A 17,175-nucleotide genomic window follows, 5' to 3' on the forward strand; every position below is an offset into this window, starting at 1 on the left:
GCAGCGGAAGCCAGCGTCACCCGGCGGTGCCCGCCCTTGAAATCTCCCGCCCGAGGCGCACCGTTTCCCGCACCAGCAGGTCCAGATCGTCGCGCCGGGTACGGTGGTTGTTGATGGCGACCCTGAGGCAATGTTGGCCATGCACCGTCGTGTCGGAAATGGCGGCGATGCCTTCTTCCTGCAGCCTCAGCATGATCTCGGTATTGAGCGCTTTCAGGCGCTCAGCGTCCAACCCATCGGCGCGATAACGAAAGCAGACGATGTTAATGTTCACCGGCGCCACCAGCTCGAGCGCCGGTTCGGCCTCGATCAGCTGACCGAGATAATGCCCTTGCGCGATGTTCTGGTCGATCAGCCGGCCGAACTTTTCGATGCCATGTTCTCTCAGCGCCATCCACACCTTCAGCGCCCGGAAGCGCGCAGCCGACCTCGAAGGGCGCGTGCAGCCATTTATGCGGATCGAGCGCGATTGAGTGGGCGTGCTCGATGCCGGCAACGCGATGCGAATTGTCCGGCGCAATCGCAAGCAAGGCGCCGATGCAGCCATCGACGTGAAACCACAGATCCTCTTTTGCCGCCAGGTCGGCCAGCGCTTGCAGATCGTCGATTGCGCCGGTGTTCACCGTGCCGGCCGTACCGATTACGCAGGCCGGCTTGAAACCGGCGTCACGGTCCTCGGCGATCGCCGCCCGCAACGCAGCGATGTCGATCCGCAGCCCGGCATCGCTCGGGATGCGGCGCAGCGCCCGGTTGCCGAGGCCGAGCGCCTCCATCGCCTTGCGATGGCAGGAGTGAAGCTGGTCGGAGCCGTAGAAACGCAGTGGCTTGTCGATGCCGGCAACGCCGTGCTCGCGTATGTCGATGCCGGCCTTGGCGTTGCGCGCCACGGTCAGACCGATGATGTTGGCCATCGAGCCGCCGCAGACCAGTGTGCCGCTGGCCGATTGCGGAAAGCCCATCATTTCCTTGCACCAGTCGACGACCTGGTTGTCCATCAGCGCGGCGGCATGATTGCCGCCGCCGAGGTTGGAGCCCTGGATCGCCGCCAGGAAATCGCCGAGCGCGCCGGTGAAATTGCTCGAACCCATATACCAGGACCAGAAGCGCGGATGGATATTGCCCATCGGATAGGGCATCAGGCTCCTGGTGACGTCGCCATAGATTTCTGCCAGCGGCGCCGGCGAACGCGGCAGCGGCGATGTGAAGAAGGTCCTCACATCGACCGGCATCTCCTGCCACACCGGACGCTCTCTGACATCGCGCAGGTAAGCGACGGCATCGTCGACGATCCGATGCGACAGGACCTGCACATCGTCCCAGTTCGAGGGGTCAAGCGTTTCCTCGCTGGCCGTGACGGCCAATCCAGGTTTCGTGTCCATGCAGGCCGCTCCCGATGTGCCGCCGTCACGCCGGAAACTGGCAGCCGGGTGTCGACTGCGAAAGCGCGGTCTCCTCGGCGTCCATCTCCGCTTCGATGCCGTCGAACAGCGGCGTGGTCATGTAACGTTCGCCGGTGTCGGGAAGCATGCACAGGATCACCGAGCCGGGCACCGCCTTTTCCGCGATCTGCCGCGCCACCGCGAAGGTCGCGCCGCCAGAGATGCCGGTGAAAATCCCTTCCTTCTGTGCCAGCGCCTTGGCCCATTTCATGCCCTCGGGCCCGGCAATCGGCACCACCTCGTCGTAGAGGCTTGTGTCGATCGCCTCCTGCAGCACGTCCGGAATGAAGTCGGGCGTCCAGCCCTGGATCGGATGCGGCTCGAACGCTGGATGGCTGGCGGCAGGCGCGCCGCCGGCGCCGCGCTGCTGCGGCTTGCCGCTGCCGATAAGCTGCGCATTGGCCGGTTCGGCGAGCACGATCCGGGTCTCCGGCCGCTCGCGGCGCAGCACGCGTCCGACGCCGGCGACGGTGCCGCCCGTGCCATAGCCGGTGACGAAACAGTCGAGCCGCGAGCCGGCGAAATCGTTGATGATCTCGCGCGCCGTGGTCGCTTCGTGAATGGCGGCATTGGCCTTGGTCTCGAACTGGCGGGCAAGGAACCAGCCATTGGCCTCGGCCAGCTCCACCGCCTTCGTGTACATGCCGAAACCCTTCTGGGCGCGCGGCGTCAGCACCACCTTGGCGCCCAGCATGCGCATCAGCTTGCGGCGTTCAATGGAAAAACTGTCGGCCATCGTCACCACCAGCGGATAGCCCTTCTGGGCGCAAACCATGGCAAGGCCGATGCCGGTGTTGCCGCTGGTCGCCTCGACCACGGTCTGGCCCGGCTTCAAGGCGCCGCTGCGCTCGCCCTCCTCGATGATGTTGAGTGCCAGCCTGTCCTTTACCGAGGCGGCGGGATTGAAGAACTCGGCCTTCACATAGATCGTGGCATGGTCCGGTCCGAGATTATTGATGCGGATCACCGGCGTATCGCCGACCGTGTCGAGAATGCTGTCGAACAGACGGCCGCGCCCGGTGGTGGTTCTGATTTTCTGTTGATGCAACATGTCGATCTCCTCGCGTTGTCGTTGTCTCTTGTCGTCACGGGCCGGTTACAGACCGGTGGCTTGGGCGGCGAGGTTTCGAGACCTTGCCGCGCTACATCTGCCTCCCGGCAATGCCAGCATCCGGCGCGGGAATTCGCTGCCGGATGCACCGTGTCACGTTTGGTGATAAAACAAAGGCCGACTGGCCAGCGTGGGAGCAGGCGTGGAAACTTACGTGGAATCCGCCCGATCGAGCCTCGGCGGCGAGATGGCCGGTCTTTCCGTGCGTCTGCTCGGACCGCTGACGATCGCACGCAACGGCATCATCATCCAGCTCCCAAAATCGCGCAAGCTGCGTGCGCTGCTCGCCTATCTGGCGCTGGCGCCGCATCCGGTCGGCCGCAGCCGCCTCTGCGAGCTTTTGTGGGATGTGCCGAACGACCCGCGCGGCGAGCTTCGCTGGTGCCTGAGCAAGCTTAGAGGCATCCTCGATGAACCGCACCATCGCAGGGTCGAGACACCAGGCGACACGATCGCGCTTGATCTGAAAGGTGCTTCCGTCGACGCTGTCGAGATAGCCTCGACCGCCGCCAAGGGCGTTGAGACGCTCGGTCTGGAGCGGCTGCAGGCTCTTTCCGGAATGTTCGCCGGCGATTTTCTCGATGGGTTGGAGATCGACCGCAGCCCGCATTTCAACGGTTGGCTGATCGCTCAGCGCCGCCGCTTCAGCTCCTGGCACGCCGCAATCCTGGAACACCTCGTCAACAAGCTTCCGGCGGATGCCGACGAAATGTCCTCGCATCTGGACAAATGGCTGGAACTCGCTCCGTTCGACGGGCGCGCGCATGTGGCTCTTCTGAAAAGGCTGGCGCAGCGCGGCCAGTTTGGCGCGGGCGAGGAACATCTCGCTTCCGCGGCGCGGCTGTTTGCTTCAGAGGATCTGGATTTCGGAGCCGTTCGTGAGGCATGGCGGACGATCCGCGGCGAACGACCTGCAGCAGCGCCCTGGGCGCGACCTTCACTCGTACCCGCGGCCCCCCACGCGTCAATTGTGCCTCCCCGTTCCGATACTGCTGCATCGCAGAAGGCTTCGCTCGCCGTGATGCCGTTTGCCGAAGAGGCGGCTGTCGGCGGCCCGCGCGGTGGATTGGCCGACGGCCTCACCCACGACATCATCACCCGCCTGGCCAAGCTCAGGGACTTTTTCGTCATCGCGCGCGGCTCGGTGTTTGCGCTTGCCGAAAAAAACATTGCGCCGGAGGACGCCGGTCGCCGGCTCAACGTCGACTATGTCGCCACCGGCACGGTACGCAGCCAGGCAGCCCGCGTCGTGGTCAGCGTGGAACTTGTCGAGGTGCGCACGGCCAGGATCGTCTGGGCCGAGACGTTCGAGCGCAGACCGGACGACATCTTTACCGTGCTCGACGACATCGGCAACAGCATCGTCTCGTCGATCTCGGCCGAGATCGAAACCGTCGAGCGCAACCGCGCCATGCTGAAGGCGCCCAATTCGCTGAACGCCTGGGAAGCCTACCATCGCGGCCTCTGGCACATGTATCGCTTCACCCGCACGGAAAACGAGCAGGCCCGGCATTTCTTCGACACGGCCTTGAAGCTCGATCCGACCTTCGCCCGCGCCTATGCCGGCCTCTCCTTCACCCATTGGCAAAATGCCTTCCAGCGTTGGGGCGACCGCGACCAGGAAAGCGCCCTGGCCTTCGAGGCAGCCGGCCAGAGCCTGCTCGTCGACGATCACAATCCGGCCGCTCACTGGGCCATGGGGCGGGCGCTGTGGCTGCGCGGCGAACAGGACGGCTCCCTCATCGAGCTCGAACGCGCCGTAGACCTCAGCCCGAATTTCGCGCTCGGCCACTATGCGCTGTCGTTCGTCCATTCGCAGTCCGGCGACCCGCAGGCCGCGATCGGCTCGTCCGACCATTCCAGGCATCTGAGTCCCTTCGATCCGCTGCTGTTCGGCATGTTGGGCGCCAGGGCGATGTCGCATGTCCGGCTTGGCCAGTTCGATGAAGCCGCCGAATGGGCGCTGAAAGCAGCCGCCCGTCCCAACGCCCATGCCATCATCCTGGCGATTGCCGCGCATTGCCTTGCGCTGGCGGGGCGGCTGAGCGAGGCACGAAGTTTCGCCGCTGCGCTGCGCAAGATGCTGCCGAACTACTGCGCCGACGATTTCATCGGCACCTTTCGCTTCGAGCCGGACGCCGAGGCGCTGTTCCGGCAAGGCGCCAAGCGGATCGGGCTGGGGTGAGACAAGGCGTGGTTCGTCCGGCTCTCTAAACCGCTCATCGCGGCTGGCGCCACGAAACATCGTCATGTCCGCAGCCAAGGCGCATCGTCAGGCTGACCTTGAGAATGTTTGCCGTCGCTTGGCCCGACGGCCAGTACGAAAAGTCGGCAAAGGGGCGGCGTTTCTTTTGGCCCTCGCAACGGGTTGGGCTGGGTTCGAAAAAAAATACCATGATAGATCGCGATTAGGGCGATCTTATAAGAAACGGTCTCGTCGCGTTTTTTTCGTAGAGCAGGCGAAAAGTCACAACGCTATGGAGTATACTTGTATCAATGAGAAACAAAGCTAATGGAATGTTCCGTAATCTTGCGGCAGATGCATGTTTCAGCGTCTGCTAAGATAACCGGTGCTGATTCCGAAATATTAAGCATCTGCCAAATTCAATCCTGCGATATTGGGATTTGTCCTTGTCACAGGCGGACTCGGATGCAATTTCTTGGAAGCACAACCGCGTCAGCGGATTGTTGAAACATGCTTGGGCGGACGGGGCACTAAGCATGGAGAGGAATATTGACATTCGCTAATGCGGCGGCCCCCGCCGGGAGCGTTCCCTCCGACGTTAGAGATTGCGGCAACCATCGGCTAAGTCGTCGAATGCGTCGCCGACAGCCTGGCTCTCGTTCGATGGCCGGCGAAGCTTTGCCCTCCTCCGATTGGCGCCAGACTCCGCGGCAAAGGCGGGGATCGCCGCCTGCAACGGTCTTCCGACATCGACGATGTCCGCCAGCCAGTCGGAGGAATGAACCATGAAATTCGTAATCTGTGCGGCCTTGGCCACTGCTGTGATGGCGATCGCCGGTTGTACCACCGACGATTACGATGATTGTCGCGGAAAGGGCTGCCTGGTTGATCCGTCCCACAAAGGCGGCCGAAAGATTGATGACCGGCCGCAGTTCGACAGGAACGGCAATCCCAACTTCGATACCAGGGGCCGTTACATCGGCTGCCATGGGCTCGGATGTAAAGTCGACGATCCTGATGACGGGGATCAAAGCATCGACGACAGACCGCAGTACGACAAGGAGGGCAATCCGAACTTCGATACGCAAGGCAACTACCAAGGCTGCCGCGGCATCGGCTGCGAGGTCGATACACCGGACGATGACAATTCGTCGGGCGATGACGATTCCGAATAAGGGACTCCGGGGCGAAAAAGAGGAAGCCAATTATGTCTGAATTCAGCGGCCTAGTCCGGCGACATGCCAAAATCGTTATGGTTGGCCTCACGGGGCTGGGAATGACGCTGACATCCGCTTTCGCTGCGGGTAGCGCCTGCGACGGCATAAAGGTCGAAGCGACGACGGCGCGCAAGCAGGAATATGCATCTCTCGTCGCCTCGGCGTTGAACAACAAGGTCAAGCCCGCTCGGGTGAAGTTCATCACGATCATGGAGAACGGCAACTGGAGCGCCGCTTACGTCTCCACGCCGGTGAGCGACGACGGTGTGATGTTCTTCCAGACGGTCGATGGAAAAAAGCAGTTCCGCGACGTCTGGGGCGGCTATGCCGAGCCGTCGGAAAAACCTGAACTGGTATCCTGGGCGAAGAAGCTCGGAGCGCCGCAAGATCTGGCAAAGTGTTTTGCCGAGCAAGTTACGGAATGATGGTGATCGGTGGAGATTTGCCGCCGACGCCGTTGGCGCATGAGGAGAACAACTATTCCGGCGTGACGGAAGTCGCGTCACGGTCTCCGAAGGAGACAAAGCTGATCCAACGAAAACCAGATAATCAGGCCATGGGCACGGCTGACCGTGGCAATGACGGACAGCTGAAGAGAACATGGGGCGGGGCTGAGCAACTTAAGAGCTTGACTGCAACCGGAAAGGGAAATCGATGAAAACCGCAATACTGATTGCTGCCGTGGTTCCGGCCATGCCGACTTTCGCCTTCGCCAAGGACAAGTGCGCCGATGCCAAGGATCAGGCCACCATGAACCAGTGCTTCGGTGCCGAGTTTCAGAAATCCGACAAGAAGCTCAATGAGCTTTACAAGCAGATCGAAGCTCGCCTGAAGGACGATGCGGATACCAAGAAGCTGCTTGTTCAGGCACAGCGCGATTGGGGCAAGTTTCGCGACGCGGAGTGCAGTTTCCAGACCGCGGGAGCGGCCGGAGGAAGCATGATGCCAATGCTCATCGCGCAGTGCATGGACGGCCTTACGCAATCCCGTGCCAAAGATTTCGAAGGCTATCTGAAATGCCAGGAGGGCGACATGAGTTGCCCTGTTCCGGCCGCGAACTGACACACGCCACAGCTGATCTGATCACGATGACGCCGGCGACGAGCGTGGCGTCGCCGCCGGGTATGAAAGGATGCGAGGCGCGCAAGGGCAGTGCGGACAATTTGCTCAACGGCGATTTCATCGACGGTCCACTGTGCGATGTCCAAAGGGAGCCTGTGGCGGCATCGACAATGTGCCGGCCTTTGACAAGCGGCAATTCGTCGAGACCAATGTGCCCGGTTCGGGCCATGGCTACGGATGTGCGTGCATGACCGTCGAGACCAACGCCAAACGGCAAAAGACCACCAGAGCAATCTCGGGCGAAATCCTTCCGCTGATGCGCTGTCGCAACGACAGATCGCTGCCTAGCCCGGGCCGACAATTATTGGATACAAAAAAGCCCGGCAAAACCGGGCTTTTCTTGGGGTTTCTGAACCCTATCAAAAGTTCGAAACAGGAATTTGGTGCCCAGAAGAGGACTCGAACCTCCACTCCTTGCGGAACACGGACCTGAACCGTGCGCGTCTACCAATTCCGCCATCTGGGCTGGTGCGCGCTCATTAAGCGGGCGAGGGATGAGTGTCAACGCGCTTTTTTGAAAGCCGCGTTCCTTCTTCGCCTCAGCCTTCCAGCACTTCCTTCGATGCCACCGTCGAATCGGCGTTGAGCGTGTATATGACCGGCACGCCGGTGCCGAGCTCGAGCTTGACGATCTCCTCGCCCGATTTGCCGTCCAGCGCCATGATCAGGGCGCGCAGCGAATTGCCGTGCGCCGCCACCAGCACCGTGCCGCCGCGCAGCACATGCGGCTGCAGATCGTGCAGGTAATAGGGCCAGACGCGCGCGCCGGTGTCTTTCAGGCTTTCACCGCCGGGCGGCGCCACGTCGTAGGAGCGGCGCCATATATGCACCTGCTCCTCGCCCCATTTCTTGCGCGCATCATCCTTGTTGAGGCCAGAGAGATCGCCATAGTCGCGCTCGTTCAGCGCCTGGTCGCGGATGGTCTCGAGCTCGCTCTGGCCAACGGCGTCGAGAATATGCTGGCAGGTCTTCTGCGCCCGGATCAGCGACGACGTGAAGGCGATGTCGAATTTCATGCCGCGCGCCCTGAGCTTGGCGCCGGCCGCCTTGGCCTCGGCATGGCCCAGTTCGGTCAGGTCGACGTCGCGCCAGCCGGTAAACAGGTTCTTCAGGTTCCATTCGCTCTGGCCGTGGCGCACGAGCACGAGAGTTCTCGACATATTTGCTCCTTCAAATTTTGTGAATCGGCTAATCTTGTGGATCAGCCAAGTCTGTGGATCAGCTTGTCAGGCCGAGCACGTCCCGCATCGAATAGAGGCCCGGCTTGCGGCCGCGCGCCCACAGGGCTGCCTTGACCGCGCCGCGGGCAAAGATTGCCCGGTCTTCGGCGTGGTGGGCGAGCGTGATGCGCTCGCCGGTACCGGCCAGCACCACACTGTGATCGCCGACCACCGAGCCGCCACGCAAGCTGGCGAAACCAATCGAGCCGCTCTTGCGCACGCCGGTATGGCCGTCGCGCACGCGAACATCGTTGCCGGCAAGTGCTACCCCGCGCCCGGCAGCGGCGGCTTCGCCGAGCAGCAGCGCCGTGCCCGACGGCGCATCGACCTTGTGCCGGTGGTGCATTTCCAGGATCTCGATGTCGAAATCGTCGGCGTCGAGCGCGCGCGCCGCCTGCTCAACCAGCACTGCCAGCAGATTGACGCCGAGGCTCATATTGCCTGACTTGACGATCGTCGCGTGCCGTGCCGCCGCCGCGATCCTGGCATTGTCTTCGGCCGAGCAGCCGGTTGTGCCGATGATATGGGCGATGCGCGCCTGCGCGGCGTAGCCGGCGAATTCGACGGTCGCCGCCGGCGTGGTGAAATCGAGCACGCCGTCGGCCTTGGCGAAGGCCGGCAGCGGATCGTCGCCGATTGCCACCTCGAGCCTGCCGACGCCGGCCAGCTCGCCGGCATCCTTGCCGATATGGGGCGAGCCGGCCCGCTCGATGGCGCCGGCGACGCGGGCACCCGGTATCGTGTGGATGGCGCGGATCAGCGCCTGGCCCATGCGGCCGGCCGCGCCCACCACCACCAGGCCCATTTCCCCCGTTTCATTGATGTTGACGGTCGGTGTGTCGCTCATGCATGTCTCCCGGCCGCCTGTTTCGCGTGACCATTTTGCGCCGCAGTCTGGATTGGCTTGGCGTCATCGACAAGCCCCAGCCCTTTCCTGCCCTGCACCCGGTGGAACCGCGCATAGACGCTGTGCGGGTCGGCCATCAACGAGGCATGCGTGCCCTGTTCGACCAGCCGGCCCTGCTCCAGCACGATGATATGGTCGGCATTGACCACCGTCGACAGCCGGTGCGCGATGACGATGGTGGTGCGCCCTTCCATGACATGGGTCAGCGCCTCCTGGACGCGGGCCTCGGCCTCGTTGTCGAGCGCCGAGGTGGCTTCATCGAGCAGCAGAATCGGCGCCTGCCGAACGATGGCGCGTGCAATCGATACACGCTGGCGCTGGCCGCCCGACAGCGTCACGCCGTTCTCGCCGACCGGTGTGTCGTAGCCTTGCGGCTGCTGGCGGATGAAATCGTCGGCCGCGGCCTGTTGCGCGGCGCGTTCAATCTCGGCGTCGGTGGCGCTCAGACGTCCGTAGCGGATGTTGTCGCGGATGGTGCCTTCGAACAGATAGGGCTGCTGCGAAACATAAGCGATCGAGCCGCGCAGCGAATGCTTGGTGACCTTTGAAATGTCCTGACCGTCGATTTCGATGCTGCCCGACTCGACGTCGTAGAAGCGCTGCAGCAGCGCAACCAGCGTCGTCTTGCCGGCGCCCGAGGCGCCGACGATGGCGGTCACCTTGCCGGCGGCGGCGACAAAGCTCAAATCCTGCAGGACCGGCGCTTCTTCGACATAGCGAAAGGACACGTTGTTGAAGCGCACTTCGCCAGAGGTGAATTTCGCCTCGGCGGCTCCCGGCACGTCACCCTGCTGCGGCTCGAGGTCGAGAAGCTCATAGATCATGCGCGCATTGACCAGCGACTTTTCCATGCCGACCTGCATGCGCGCCAGCCGCCTGGCGGGGTCATAGGCAAGCAGCAGGGCGGTGATGAAGGCAAACACCGCGCCCGGCGGCTGGCCGCCGACGGTCGCCCGGTAGCCGGAATAGGCGATGACGCCGGCGACGGCGAAGCCGGCCAGCATTTCGGAGATCGGCGTCAGCCGTTCCGAGACGCGGGCGATCTTGTTTGCCCGCTGCTCGGCGCCCGCGACGAGGCCGCCGATGCGGCGCGACAGCTCGTCTTCCAGGGTGAAGGCCTTGACGATGGCGATGCCTTGCGTTGCTTCCTGCATGGCGCCGATCAGCCGCGAGTTGATCTGCACCGATTCACGGGTGATGCGACGCACCCGGCGCATCAGATAGGTGACACTGTAGATCAAAGGCGGGCCGATCAGCAGCGACATCGCGGAGAGCATCGGGTCCTGCCAGATCATGACGCCGACCAGCGCGACAAGCGATACCGCATCGCGCGCCAGCGATGTCAGCGTCATCGACAGGAGATCGCGGATGCCGTTGACGTTCTCGTTGATCTGCGCGGCGAGCCGGCCCGAGCGGGTGTCGTTGAAGAAGCCGACGCCGAGCTTCATCAGGTGGTCGAAGATGCGGCGTTGATAGCGCGCCACCAGATTGTTGCCGATTTTGGCCAGCATCACCGCCTGGCCGTAGCTGGCCAGCCCGCGCAGCATGAAGGCGGCCAGGATCGAGACGCTGATCAGCGCGATAAGATCGCCGCGCCGTTGGTAGAAGATCTGATCGATGACATCCTTCATGATCCAGGCTGTGAAGGCGGTCGTCGCCGCGATCGTCACCAGGCACAGCACGGCAAGAGCATAGTACCAGCGATAATCGCGGCTGTTCTCGGCGATGATGCGGCGGATAACAGCCACGATCTCGCTGGGACGGACTTTCCCTTTGGTTGGTGCTGGAAGTGTCACGTTTGAGCGCTTTGTGGTTTCGGTTCGGCCGGGCTGCAATTCGGCAACCTCTTAACGCCCCAATGGCGGCTTGCCTATGGCCGGGGACGGCGAAACTTCGTCGCGGCGCAGCTTGTGTCCTAAACCCGCCAGCGTCGCCCCGCCGTCTGCACGCCGAACAGCGACGGATTTCTGGCATAGGCGGCCAGCCCTAAAAGCGCTGCCAGCGGATGGGTGATGACGTAGACCGGCATGCTGCGCATCAAGGCGCTGTGCGGCGCCTTGTCCTCGAAGGCAGCGCGGAAACTGCCGGTCCGCAGCGCCGGCAGGATTTTTTGCGCGATGCCGCCAGTGAGGAAAACACCGCTGCGGCTCATGAACACCAGAGCGAGGTCGCCGGCGGTGCGCCCCAGACAGGTGACGAAGATCGACAGCGCCTCTTCGGCCACCGGATCGTTCTTTGCCAGCGCCGCGGCGGTGATCTCGGCGGGCGTGGTGAAGGGCGACGGCTTGCCGTCCGCTTTGGCCACCGCCCGGTAGGCGTTTACCAGGCCGCGTCCTGACAGGATCTGTTCGCCGGAGATGCGACCCTCGAGCTTCTCGATATGCGGAAACACCTCGAAATCACGCGGCGAGCGCGGCCCGATATCCATATGGCCGCCCTCGCCGGGCACCGGTATCCAGTGATGCAGCGCATAAACCAGCCCGGCGACGCCGAGCCCGGTTCCCGGGCCGAGCACCACCCGCCCGGAATTCGGTTCCGGCTCGTCGCCGCCGATCTTTTCCATGTGCTCTTCGCCGAGCGCGACGACAGCCAGCGCCTGCGCCTCGAAGTCGTTGAGCACCACGACGTCGCCGAGACCGAGACTGGCGAACATCTGTCTCGGCTTGACGATCCATGGGCAATTGGTGAGGGGGATCTCGTCACTCTCGACAGGGCCGGCCACCGCCAGCACAGCTGAATTCGGCCGGACCGACGAACGGTCGAGCACGGCCGACTGGATCGCCTCGTCGATCGTATTGAAGTTGGCGGTTTGAACGATGGTCGGCTCGCCGGCCTCGGAATTCGCGTCAAGTACGATCGAGAAGCGCGCATTGGTGCCGCCTATGTCGCCGATCAGGATCGGAAATCGCAACAGAGTGTCGTCGTCGCTTACGCCTGGCATGCTCTCGTCCGTTCCCGACGCGTATCGCCGTTCTCTCGTTGACTAGCGCATGACCGCAAAAAGGGAAATCGGTTTTCGAAGTGGAGATGCACGGATGCAGACAGCGAACACGCTGCCCGCATCAGTGCCCCGGTCGTGGCCGCGGCAGCGGAATGCCGAACTCGGGCGTCGCCATAAAGGCGTTCGCCGAGGCCGGAAGCGCTGCCGCGCCGGCTGCGAGCGTCGGCGGCGGCGAAGGCTCTGCCGCGGGAGCGGGTGCGGCCGCAACCGGCACGCCGTCGCCATAGTAGGTGACTGCTTCCGCCGAGGGCGGAGCCGGCGCGTCGAGCACGAACTGGCATTGCCTGGGCAGGTTCGCCATCGTCATCACGTCGCGTGCCTTCGGCTTGTCCGGGTTCTTGTTGGGACGCCACGGCTCCTCGGTGAACCACCAGGCCAGCGCCTGGTCGCAGCCATCGCCCGGCGCCGTCGCTTCCTGCGCCTTGCAGTCGGGTGACCCAGGCTGGCAGCTGATGCGAATGTGGAAGTGGTAGTCGTGGCCCCAGAACGGCCTGACCTTGCGCAACCAGCTACGGTCGCCTTTGACCGTGTCGCAGAGCTTCTTCTTGATCCCGGGATTGACCAGGATGCGCTCGACTTCGGGATAGCTCGCGGCGCGCCTCAACAGCCGCGTATGCATCGGCGTCCACAGCCCGTCCTTCACGAGATGGGTCTTTTCGTCGACCATCAAGGTAGCGCTGATGTTTTCGCGCTCTTCGGCCGAGAGCTTGCGGTCGGGCATCGGCGTCAGCCAGATGTCGGCGTCGAGGCCGATCTGGTGCGAGGCATGGCCGGTCAGCATCGGACCGCCGCGCGGTTGCGAGATGTCGCCGATCAACAGGCCCGGCCAGCCATCGGCGGCGGCATCGCGCGACAGCTTCTCGATCAGCGCGATCATTGCCGGATGGCCCCAGCGGCGATTGCGCGACGGTCGCATCACCTCCCAGTGCCGGCCGTCCAGGGGCAGGGCGACGCCGCCGGAAAAACAGCCTTTGGAATAGAAGCCGATCGATTGCGCTGCTGCGAGTGCCGGCAGCTTTTTGGCGCCGAACAGGTCCTTTGCCCGTTGCTCGGCACTCCCTGGCTGCGTTGCAAGCGCCGCCAAGCTGGCGACGGCCAGTGCTGCCGTCAGCGGCAGCGTTTTGCCGGGCAAGGCTCGCTTCAACATTTTCCCCAAGCTGGACCCCTCCGCGATTTGAACCGCATCATACCATAGCCCGCGCAACGTATCGATCAGGACCGTTTCATCGGGCTGCGCGCCTCACCGTCGCGCCAGTCGCCGCTCGCCCACATGGCATCGAGCGCCGAGCGGTAGTCGGGAAAGCGAAAGCCATAACCGGCCGCCTTGATTGCCGCGTTGGCGACACGCTTGTTCTCGCCATAAAAAGACCGCGCCATGGGCGAAAGTTGGGCGGTCTCGAACGGAATTTCGGGCGGCGGCTCGATGCCCATCAATTGGGCGGCATAGGCGACGACGTCCTGCGGCGGCGCCGGCAGGTCGTCGGTGATGTTGAAGATGCCGCCGCGATTGCCTTCGGCCAGATGCCAGAGCGCGCCGGCAATGTCGTCGCAATGGATGCGGTTGAACACCTGGCCCGGCTTGACCAACCGCCGGGCGGTGCCGTTTTCCAGATTGACCATTGCGTTGCGGCCTGGCCCATAAATGCCGGAAAGTCGCAGGATCGCCACCGGCCGGCCGATGTCGTGGCCCAGTTTCAGCCAACCCTGCTCGGCGGCAACCCTCATTGCTGATCGCTTCGATACTGGCCGGCATTCGGCGGCCTCGTCCACCCAATTGCCGCCATGGTCGCCATAGACGCCGACGGTGGAGAGATAGGCGATCCATCCGAGCTCCGGCATGTTGGCCGCGATCTCCTCACGGGCCGCGCCCAGCACCGGGTCGCCGGCCTCGTCCGGCGCGACCGAGACGACGAGATGGGTTGTCTTCCCCAGGGCATCGCCGATTTCGGAGGTCAGCGTGCCATCGAAACGCAGCGGCACGATACCGGCTTGCCGCAGCGCCGCGAATTTTTCCAGCGACCGTGTTGTACCGAAGATCGTTGTGTCGGCATCCCTGTTGGCGCGGGCGAAGGCCTTGCCCGAATAACCGGCGCCGAAGATGAAAATCTGCTTTTTTGTCATGTATGCGCCTCGATCGGCTTTGGCAGGGGCAGAAGCCATTCGCCTCTCACCGCCTCGTCATCTTCTGCCTGCAAAGCGGCTGCGGCACGTTCGGCAAACTCCCGACCCGGCACCAGCCGCGACAGCGCCCATACCGCGGCTCCGCGAACCAGGGGCGAGGCGTCGTCGAGCAGCGCGCGAACGGCGCCGGCCAGCGACAAGTCCTGGGAATTGCCGGCCGCTATCAGCACGTTGCGGATAAAACGGTCGCGGCCGATGCGCTTGATCGGCGAGCCCGAAAAGAGCGTTCGGAAGGCAGTGTCGTCGAGACGCAGCAGCTCGGCGATCGGCGGTTCGCGCAAGTCCGCGCGGGCGGCAAGCTTTGCCTCCGAAGCGGCTTGGGCGAACTTGTTCCACGGGCAGGCGGCCAGGCAGTCGTCGCAGCCATAGATGCGATTGCCGATCTTTTCCCGGAACTCATGCGGGATCGGTCCTTTGTTCTCGATGGTGAGGTATGAAATGCAGCGCCGCGCATCGAGCCGGTAAGGCGCCGGAAAGGCATCGGTCGGGCAGGCGTCGAGGCAGGCCCGGCAGGAGCCGCAATGATCGTTCTCAGGCGCGTCCGGCACCAGCTCGGCCGTCGTGAAGATGGTGCCGAGGAACAGCCACGAGCCATGCGCGCGGCTAACCAGGTTGGTGTGCTTGCCTTGCCAGCCGAGGCCGGCCGCCTCGGCCAGCGGCTTTTCCATCACCGGTGCGGTGTCGACAAACACTTTCACGTTACCGCCGGCGCGCGCCACTATCTTGCCGGCGATCTCCTTCAGCCGGCCTTTCATCACGTCATGATAGTCGCGGTTCTGCGCATAGGCCGAGATCGCGCCGCGGTCGCGCTTCGCCAGCACCTCGCGTGGGTCGTGGTCGGGGCCGTAATTCATCGCCAGCACGATGATCGAGCGGACCTCTGGCCAAAGCGTCCTCGGTTTGCCTCGCCGCTCGAGCGTTTCGGCAATCCAGCCCATCGAGCCGTGAAAGCCGTCGGTAACGAATTCGGCCAGCCGCTCTGGTGCCTGCGGGATCGCATCGGGCGTGGTGACGGCAACGGCGTCGAAGCCGGCGTTCCGCGCCTCGCGGTCGATGAGCGCGCGCAGCTTTGCCGTATCAGAAATCGAGATCCGCATAATGTGACACCGGCGACAGGCCGCGCACCCGGTCGGACAGAAGCGGCCGGAACGAAGGCCGTGATTTCACCCTTGTATACCATTCGCGCGCGGCGCTGTGTTCGCGCCAGTCGATCTCGCCGAGATAGTCGAGCACCGACAGTGCCGCCGCCGCCGCGAGATCGGCATAGGTGACCTTGTTGCCGGCCAGCCAATGACGGGTGCCGGCCAGCCAGTTGGTGTATTTCATGTGCTGGCGGATATTGGCGCGGGCGGCGCGGATCGCCGCCGAATCGGGCGACCCGCCGCCTGCCGTTTCCGGCATGACCGGCTTCAGGACGCGCTCGCGCACCAGATGCCGGGTAACCTCGCTTTCCGCCTTGTTGAGGTACCAGTCGGTCAGCCGGCGGATTTCGGCGCGCTCCATCGGATCCTCGGCGAACAGCCGCTTGTCGCGCTTGAGTACGCCGCGCGTCTCGTCGAGATATTCGGCGATGACCATCGCGCCGACGATCGGCACGTCGCCCTCGGCAAGCAGGATCGGCAGCGTGCCGGCCGGGTTCAGTGCCAGGAACTCCTTGCGCCGCGTCCACGGCTTCTCTTCGATCAGCGCCAGTTCCTCGCCATACTCGCCAAAGGCGAGGCGGACGAAGCGGCAGCTGGCGAACATCGGATGGTGGAAAAGCGTCAGCATGGTCCCGCGATAATAGAGCGCACTGGCAAATCGCCGGCTGCGCCGGTAAGTCTTGGCCGCCCGATTCAGGGGCTGTCAGGGTGCTGCGACCTATAGGGGGAGTTCCGCGCCGTGACAAGCAAACCGTTTTCTCAAGCCCGCCCTCCAACGCCGAGGTTGCCATGGAAAGCCAAACCGTAGTCGAAGCGCTGCTGCTCGGCATGCTCGAGGGCCTGACCGAGTTTATTCCGGTGTCTTCGACCGGTCATATCCTGCTCGCCGGCCATTTCCTCGGCTTTCATTCGACCGGCAAGGCCTTCGAGATCCTGATCCAGCTCGGCGCCATATTGGCGATCCTCAGCGTCTATTTCCGCCGTCTCTGGAAGATGCTGCTCGAGCTGCCCTACGATCGGCTGACGCGGCATTTCGTCCTTGGCATTCTCATCGCATTCCTGCCGGCGGCCATTATCGGCGCACTGGCGCATGACTTCATCAAGACGGTGCTGTTCGAATCGCCGCGGCTGATCTGCATCATGCTGATCATCGGCGGTGTCATCCTACTGCTGGTCGATCGCATGACGCCGAAGCCGTATTACCACGATGTCGAGCGGTTTCCGACCAGGCTTTATCTGCAGATCGGGCTGTTCCAGTGCTTGTCGCTAATCCCCGGCACGTCGCGTTCGGGCTCGACCATCGTCGGCGCGCTACTGCTCGGCGTCGACAAGCGGGCGGCGGCGGAATTCTCTTTCTTCCTTGCCATCCCGACGATGGTCGGCGCCTTCGCCTTCGACCTGTTCAAGAACCGCAATGTGCTGAGCAGCGCCGACTTGCCCATCATCACGGTCGGCTTCGTTGCCGCCTTCGTCACCGCGCTAGTCGTCGTGCGCTTCCTGCTCGACTACGTCTCGCGCCATGGCTACGCGCTGTTCGGCTGGTGGCGGCTGGTCGTCGGCATCGTCGGGCTGACGGGGCTGGCAATCTGGGGGTGAGCCGGCGCGGATAGCGCAATCCCAGCCGGAATTCTATTCTTGCCCGAAGCCGAG

General features: G+C 63.6%; 15 protein-coding genes, 1 tRNA gene and 2 pseudogenes. 7 read left to right on the forward strand and 11 right to left on the reverse strand.

Annotated elements, in window-relative coordinates:
• Positions 1-16 precede the first annotated feature (16 nt).
• Positions 17-1,379: pseudogene (locus NKH17_RS15855) on the reverse strand (pyridoxal phosphate-dependent decarboxylase family protein).
• A 25-nt stretch (positions 1,380-1,404) separates the two neighbouring features.
• Complete coding sequence (locus NKH17_RS15860) at positions 1,405-2,490, reverse strand: PLP-dependent cysteine synthase family protein (protein WP_352900250.1); 1,086 nt, start codon at positions 2,488-2,490, stop codon at positions 1,405-1,407.
• Between the two features lie 247 nt (positions 2,491-2,737).
• On the opposite strand from NKH17_RS15860, the gene NKH17_RS15865 reads away from it, so the two are divergent.
• The 6 genes and pseudogenes from NKH17_RS15865 to NKH17_RS15890 all read left to right on the forward strand — a co-directional run.
• The gene (locus NKH17_RS15865) at positions 2,738-4,735 is read left to right on the forward strand and encodes a transcriptional regulator (RefSeq protein ID WP_352900262.1); all 1,998 of its coding nucleotides are present in this window, start codon (positions 2,738-2,740) and stop codon (positions 4,733-4,735) included.
• Between the two features lie 785 nt (positions 4,736-5,520).
• A complete protein-coding gene (locus NKH17_RS15870) occupies positions 5,521-5,910 on the forward strand; it encodes a hypothetical protein (RefSeq protein ID WP_352971357.1) in 390 nt (129 codons plus the stop codon).
• A 101-nt stretch (positions 5,911-6,011) separates the two neighbouring features.
• Positions 6,012-6,377, forward strand: coding sequence for a hypothetical protein (locus tag NKH17_RS15875; protein ID WP_352802288.1), 366 nt, complete (start codon positions 6,012-6,014; stop codon positions 6,375-6,377).
• Positions 6,374-6,610 carry a hypothetical protein gene (locus NKH17_RS15880; RefSeq protein WP_352802289.1) on the forward strand — a complete coding sequence of 79 codons (237 nt, stop codon included), beginning with the start codon at positions 6,374-6,376 and terminating at the stop codon, positions 6,608-6,610. Before NKH17_RS15875 ends, NKH17_RS15880 begins: the two co-directional genes overlap by 4 nt.
• Entirely contained in the window at positions 6,607-7,014 is a 408-nt protein-coding gene (locus NKH17_RS15885; protein ID WP_352900246.1) for a lysozyme inhibitor LprI family protein, read from the forward strand. Before NKH17_RS15880 ends, NKH17_RS15885 begins: the two co-directional genes overlap by 4 nt.
• A 70-nt stretch (positions 7,015-7,084) precedes the next feature.
• Positions 7,085-7,345: pseudogene (locus NKH17_RS15890) on the forward strand (DUF4087 domain-containing protein); the annotation flags it as partial.
• A 110-nt stretch (positions 7,346-7,455) separates the two neighbouring features.
• Here NKH17_RS15890 and NKH17_RS15895 read toward each other — a convergent pair.
• From NKH17_RS15895 to NKH17_RS15935, 9 genes are all read right to left on the reverse strand, one after another.
• A tRNA-Leu gene (locus NKH17_RS15895) sits at positions 7,456-7,540 on the reverse strand.
• A gap of 73 nt (positions 7,541-7,613) precedes the next feature.
• A complete protein-coding gene (locus tag NKH17_RS15900; RefSeq protein WP_254817988.1) occupies positions 7,614-8,234 on the reverse strand; it encodes a 2,3-bisphosphoglycerate-dependent phosphoglycerate mutase in 621 nt (206 codons plus the stop codon).
• Positions 8,235-8,292: 58 nt separating this feature from the next.
• The gene (gene dapB / locus NKH17_RS15905) at positions 8,293-9,117 is read right to left on the reverse strand and encodes a 4-hydroxy-tetrahydrodipicolinate reductase (protein ID WP_352477091.1); all 825 of its coding nucleotides are present in this window, start codon (positions 9,115-9,117) and stop codon (positions 8,293-8,295) included.
• 20 nt (positions 9,118-9,137) lie between these two features.
• A complete protein-coding gene (locus NKH17_RS15910; RefSeq protein ID WP_352971361.1) occupies positions 9,138-10,997 on the reverse strand; it encodes an ABC transporter ATP-binding protein in 1,860 nt (619 codons plus the stop codon).
• Positions 10,998-11,116: 119 nt separating this feature from the next.
• Positions 11,117-12,142: a glucokinase gene (locus NKH17_RS15915; RefSeq protein WP_352737863.1), complete on the reverse strand. Its 1,026-nt coding sequence runs from the start codon at positions 12,140-12,142 to the stop codon at positions 11,117-11,119.
• A 121-nt stretch (positions 12,143-12,263) separates the two neighbouring features.
• Positions 12,264-13,349: a penicillin-insensitive murein endopeptidase gene (gene mepA / locus NKH17_RS15920; RefSeq protein ID WP_352900241.1), complete on the reverse strand. Its 1,086-nt coding sequence runs from the start codon at positions 13,347-13,349 to the stop codon at positions 12,264-12,266.
• Positions 13,350-13,414: 65 nt separating this feature from the next.
• On the reverse strand, positions 13,415-14,323 hold the full coding sequence (locus NKH17_RS15925) for an SDR family oxidoreductase (protein ID WP_352900239.1): 909 nt from the start codon (positions 14,321-14,323) through the stop codon (positions 13,415-13,417).
• A complete protein-coding gene (queG, locus tag NKH17_RS15930; protein WP_352802295.1) occupies positions 14,320-15,480 on the reverse strand; it encodes a tRNA epoxyqueuosine(34) reductase QueG in 1,161 nt (386 codons plus the stop codon). Before queG ends, NKH17_RS15925 begins: the two co-directional genes overlap by 4 nt.
• The gene (locus NKH17_RS15935) at positions 15,461-16,153 is read right to left on the reverse strand and encodes a glutathione S-transferase family protein (protein WP_352476844.1); all 693 of its coding nucleotides are present in this window, start codon (positions 16,151-16,153) and stop codon (positions 15,461-15,463) included. Before NKH17_RS15935 ends, queG begins: the two co-directional genes overlap by 20 nt.
• 161 nt (positions 16,154-16,314) lie before the next feature.
• On the opposite strand from NKH17_RS15935, the gene NKH17_RS15940 reads away from it, so the two are divergent.
• A complete protein-coding gene (locus tag NKH17_RS15940; protein ID WP_352898087.1) occupies positions 16,315-17,121 on the forward strand; it encodes an undecaprenyl-diphosphate phosphatase in 807 nt (268 codons plus the stop codon).
• Positions 17,122-17,175: the final 54 nt, after the last annotated feature.

The sequence above is a fragment of the Mesorhizobium sp. M1334 genome (assembly GCF_040317995.1).
Lineage (GTDB): Bacteria > Pseudomonadota > Alphaproteobacteria > Rhizobiales > Rhizobiaceae > Mesorhizobium.

Bases quoted from the DNA above. Each gene is read 5' to 3' on its own strand.
- NKH17_RS15860 (WP_352900250.1), bottom strand. From the start codon at position 2,490: ATGTTGCATCAACAGAAAATCAGAACCACCACCGGGCGCGGCCGTCTG.
- NKH17_RS15865 (WP_352900262.1), top strand. From the start codon at position 2,738: ATGGCCGGTCTTTCCGTGCGTCTGCTCGGACCGCTGACGATCGCACGC.
- NKH17_RS15870 (WP_352971357.1), top strand. From the start codon at position 5,521: ATGAAATTCGTAATCTGTGCGGCCTTGGCCACTGCTGTGATGGCGATC.
- NKH17_RS15875 (WP_352802288.1), top strand. From the start codon at position 6,012: ATGACGCTGACATCCGCTTTCGCTGCGGGTAGCGCCTGCGACGGCATA.
- NKH17_RS15880 (WP_352802289.1), top strand. From the start codon at position 6,374: ATGATGGTGATCGGTGGAGATTTGCCGCCGACGCCGTTGGCGCATGAG.
- NKH17_RS15885 (WP_352900246.1), top strand. From the start codon at position 6,607: ATGAAAACCGCAATACTGATTGCTGCCGTGGTTCCGGCCATGCCGACT.
- NKH17_RS15900 (WP_254817988.1), bottom strand. From the start codon at position 8,234: ATGTCGAGAACTCTCGTGCTCGTGCGCCACGGCCAGAGCGAATGGAAC.
- NKH17_RS15915 (WP_352737863.1), bottom strand. From the start codon at position 12,142: ATGCCAGGCGTAAGCGACGACGACACTCTGTTGCGATTTCCGATCCTG.
- mepA (WP_352900241.1), bottom strand. From the start codon at position 13,349: ATGTTGAAGCGAGCCTTGCCCGGCAAAACGCTGCCGCTGACGGCAGCA.
- NKH17_RS15925 (WP_352900239.1), bottom strand. From the start codon at position 14,323: ATGACAAAAAAGCAGATTTTCATCTTCGGCGCCGGTTATTCGGGCAAG.
- queG (WP_352802295.1), bottom strand. From the start codon at position 15,480: ATGCGGATCTCGATTTCTGATACGGCAAAGCTGCGCGCGCTCATCGAC.
- NKH17_RS15935 (WP_352476844.1), bottom strand. From the start codon at position 16,153: ATGCTGACGCTTTTCCACCATCCGATGTTCGCCAGCTGCCGCTTCGTC.
- NKH17_RS15940 (WP_352898087.1), top strand. From the start codon at position 16,315: ATGGAAAGCCAAACCGTAGTCGAAGCGCTGCTGCTCGGCATGCTCGAG.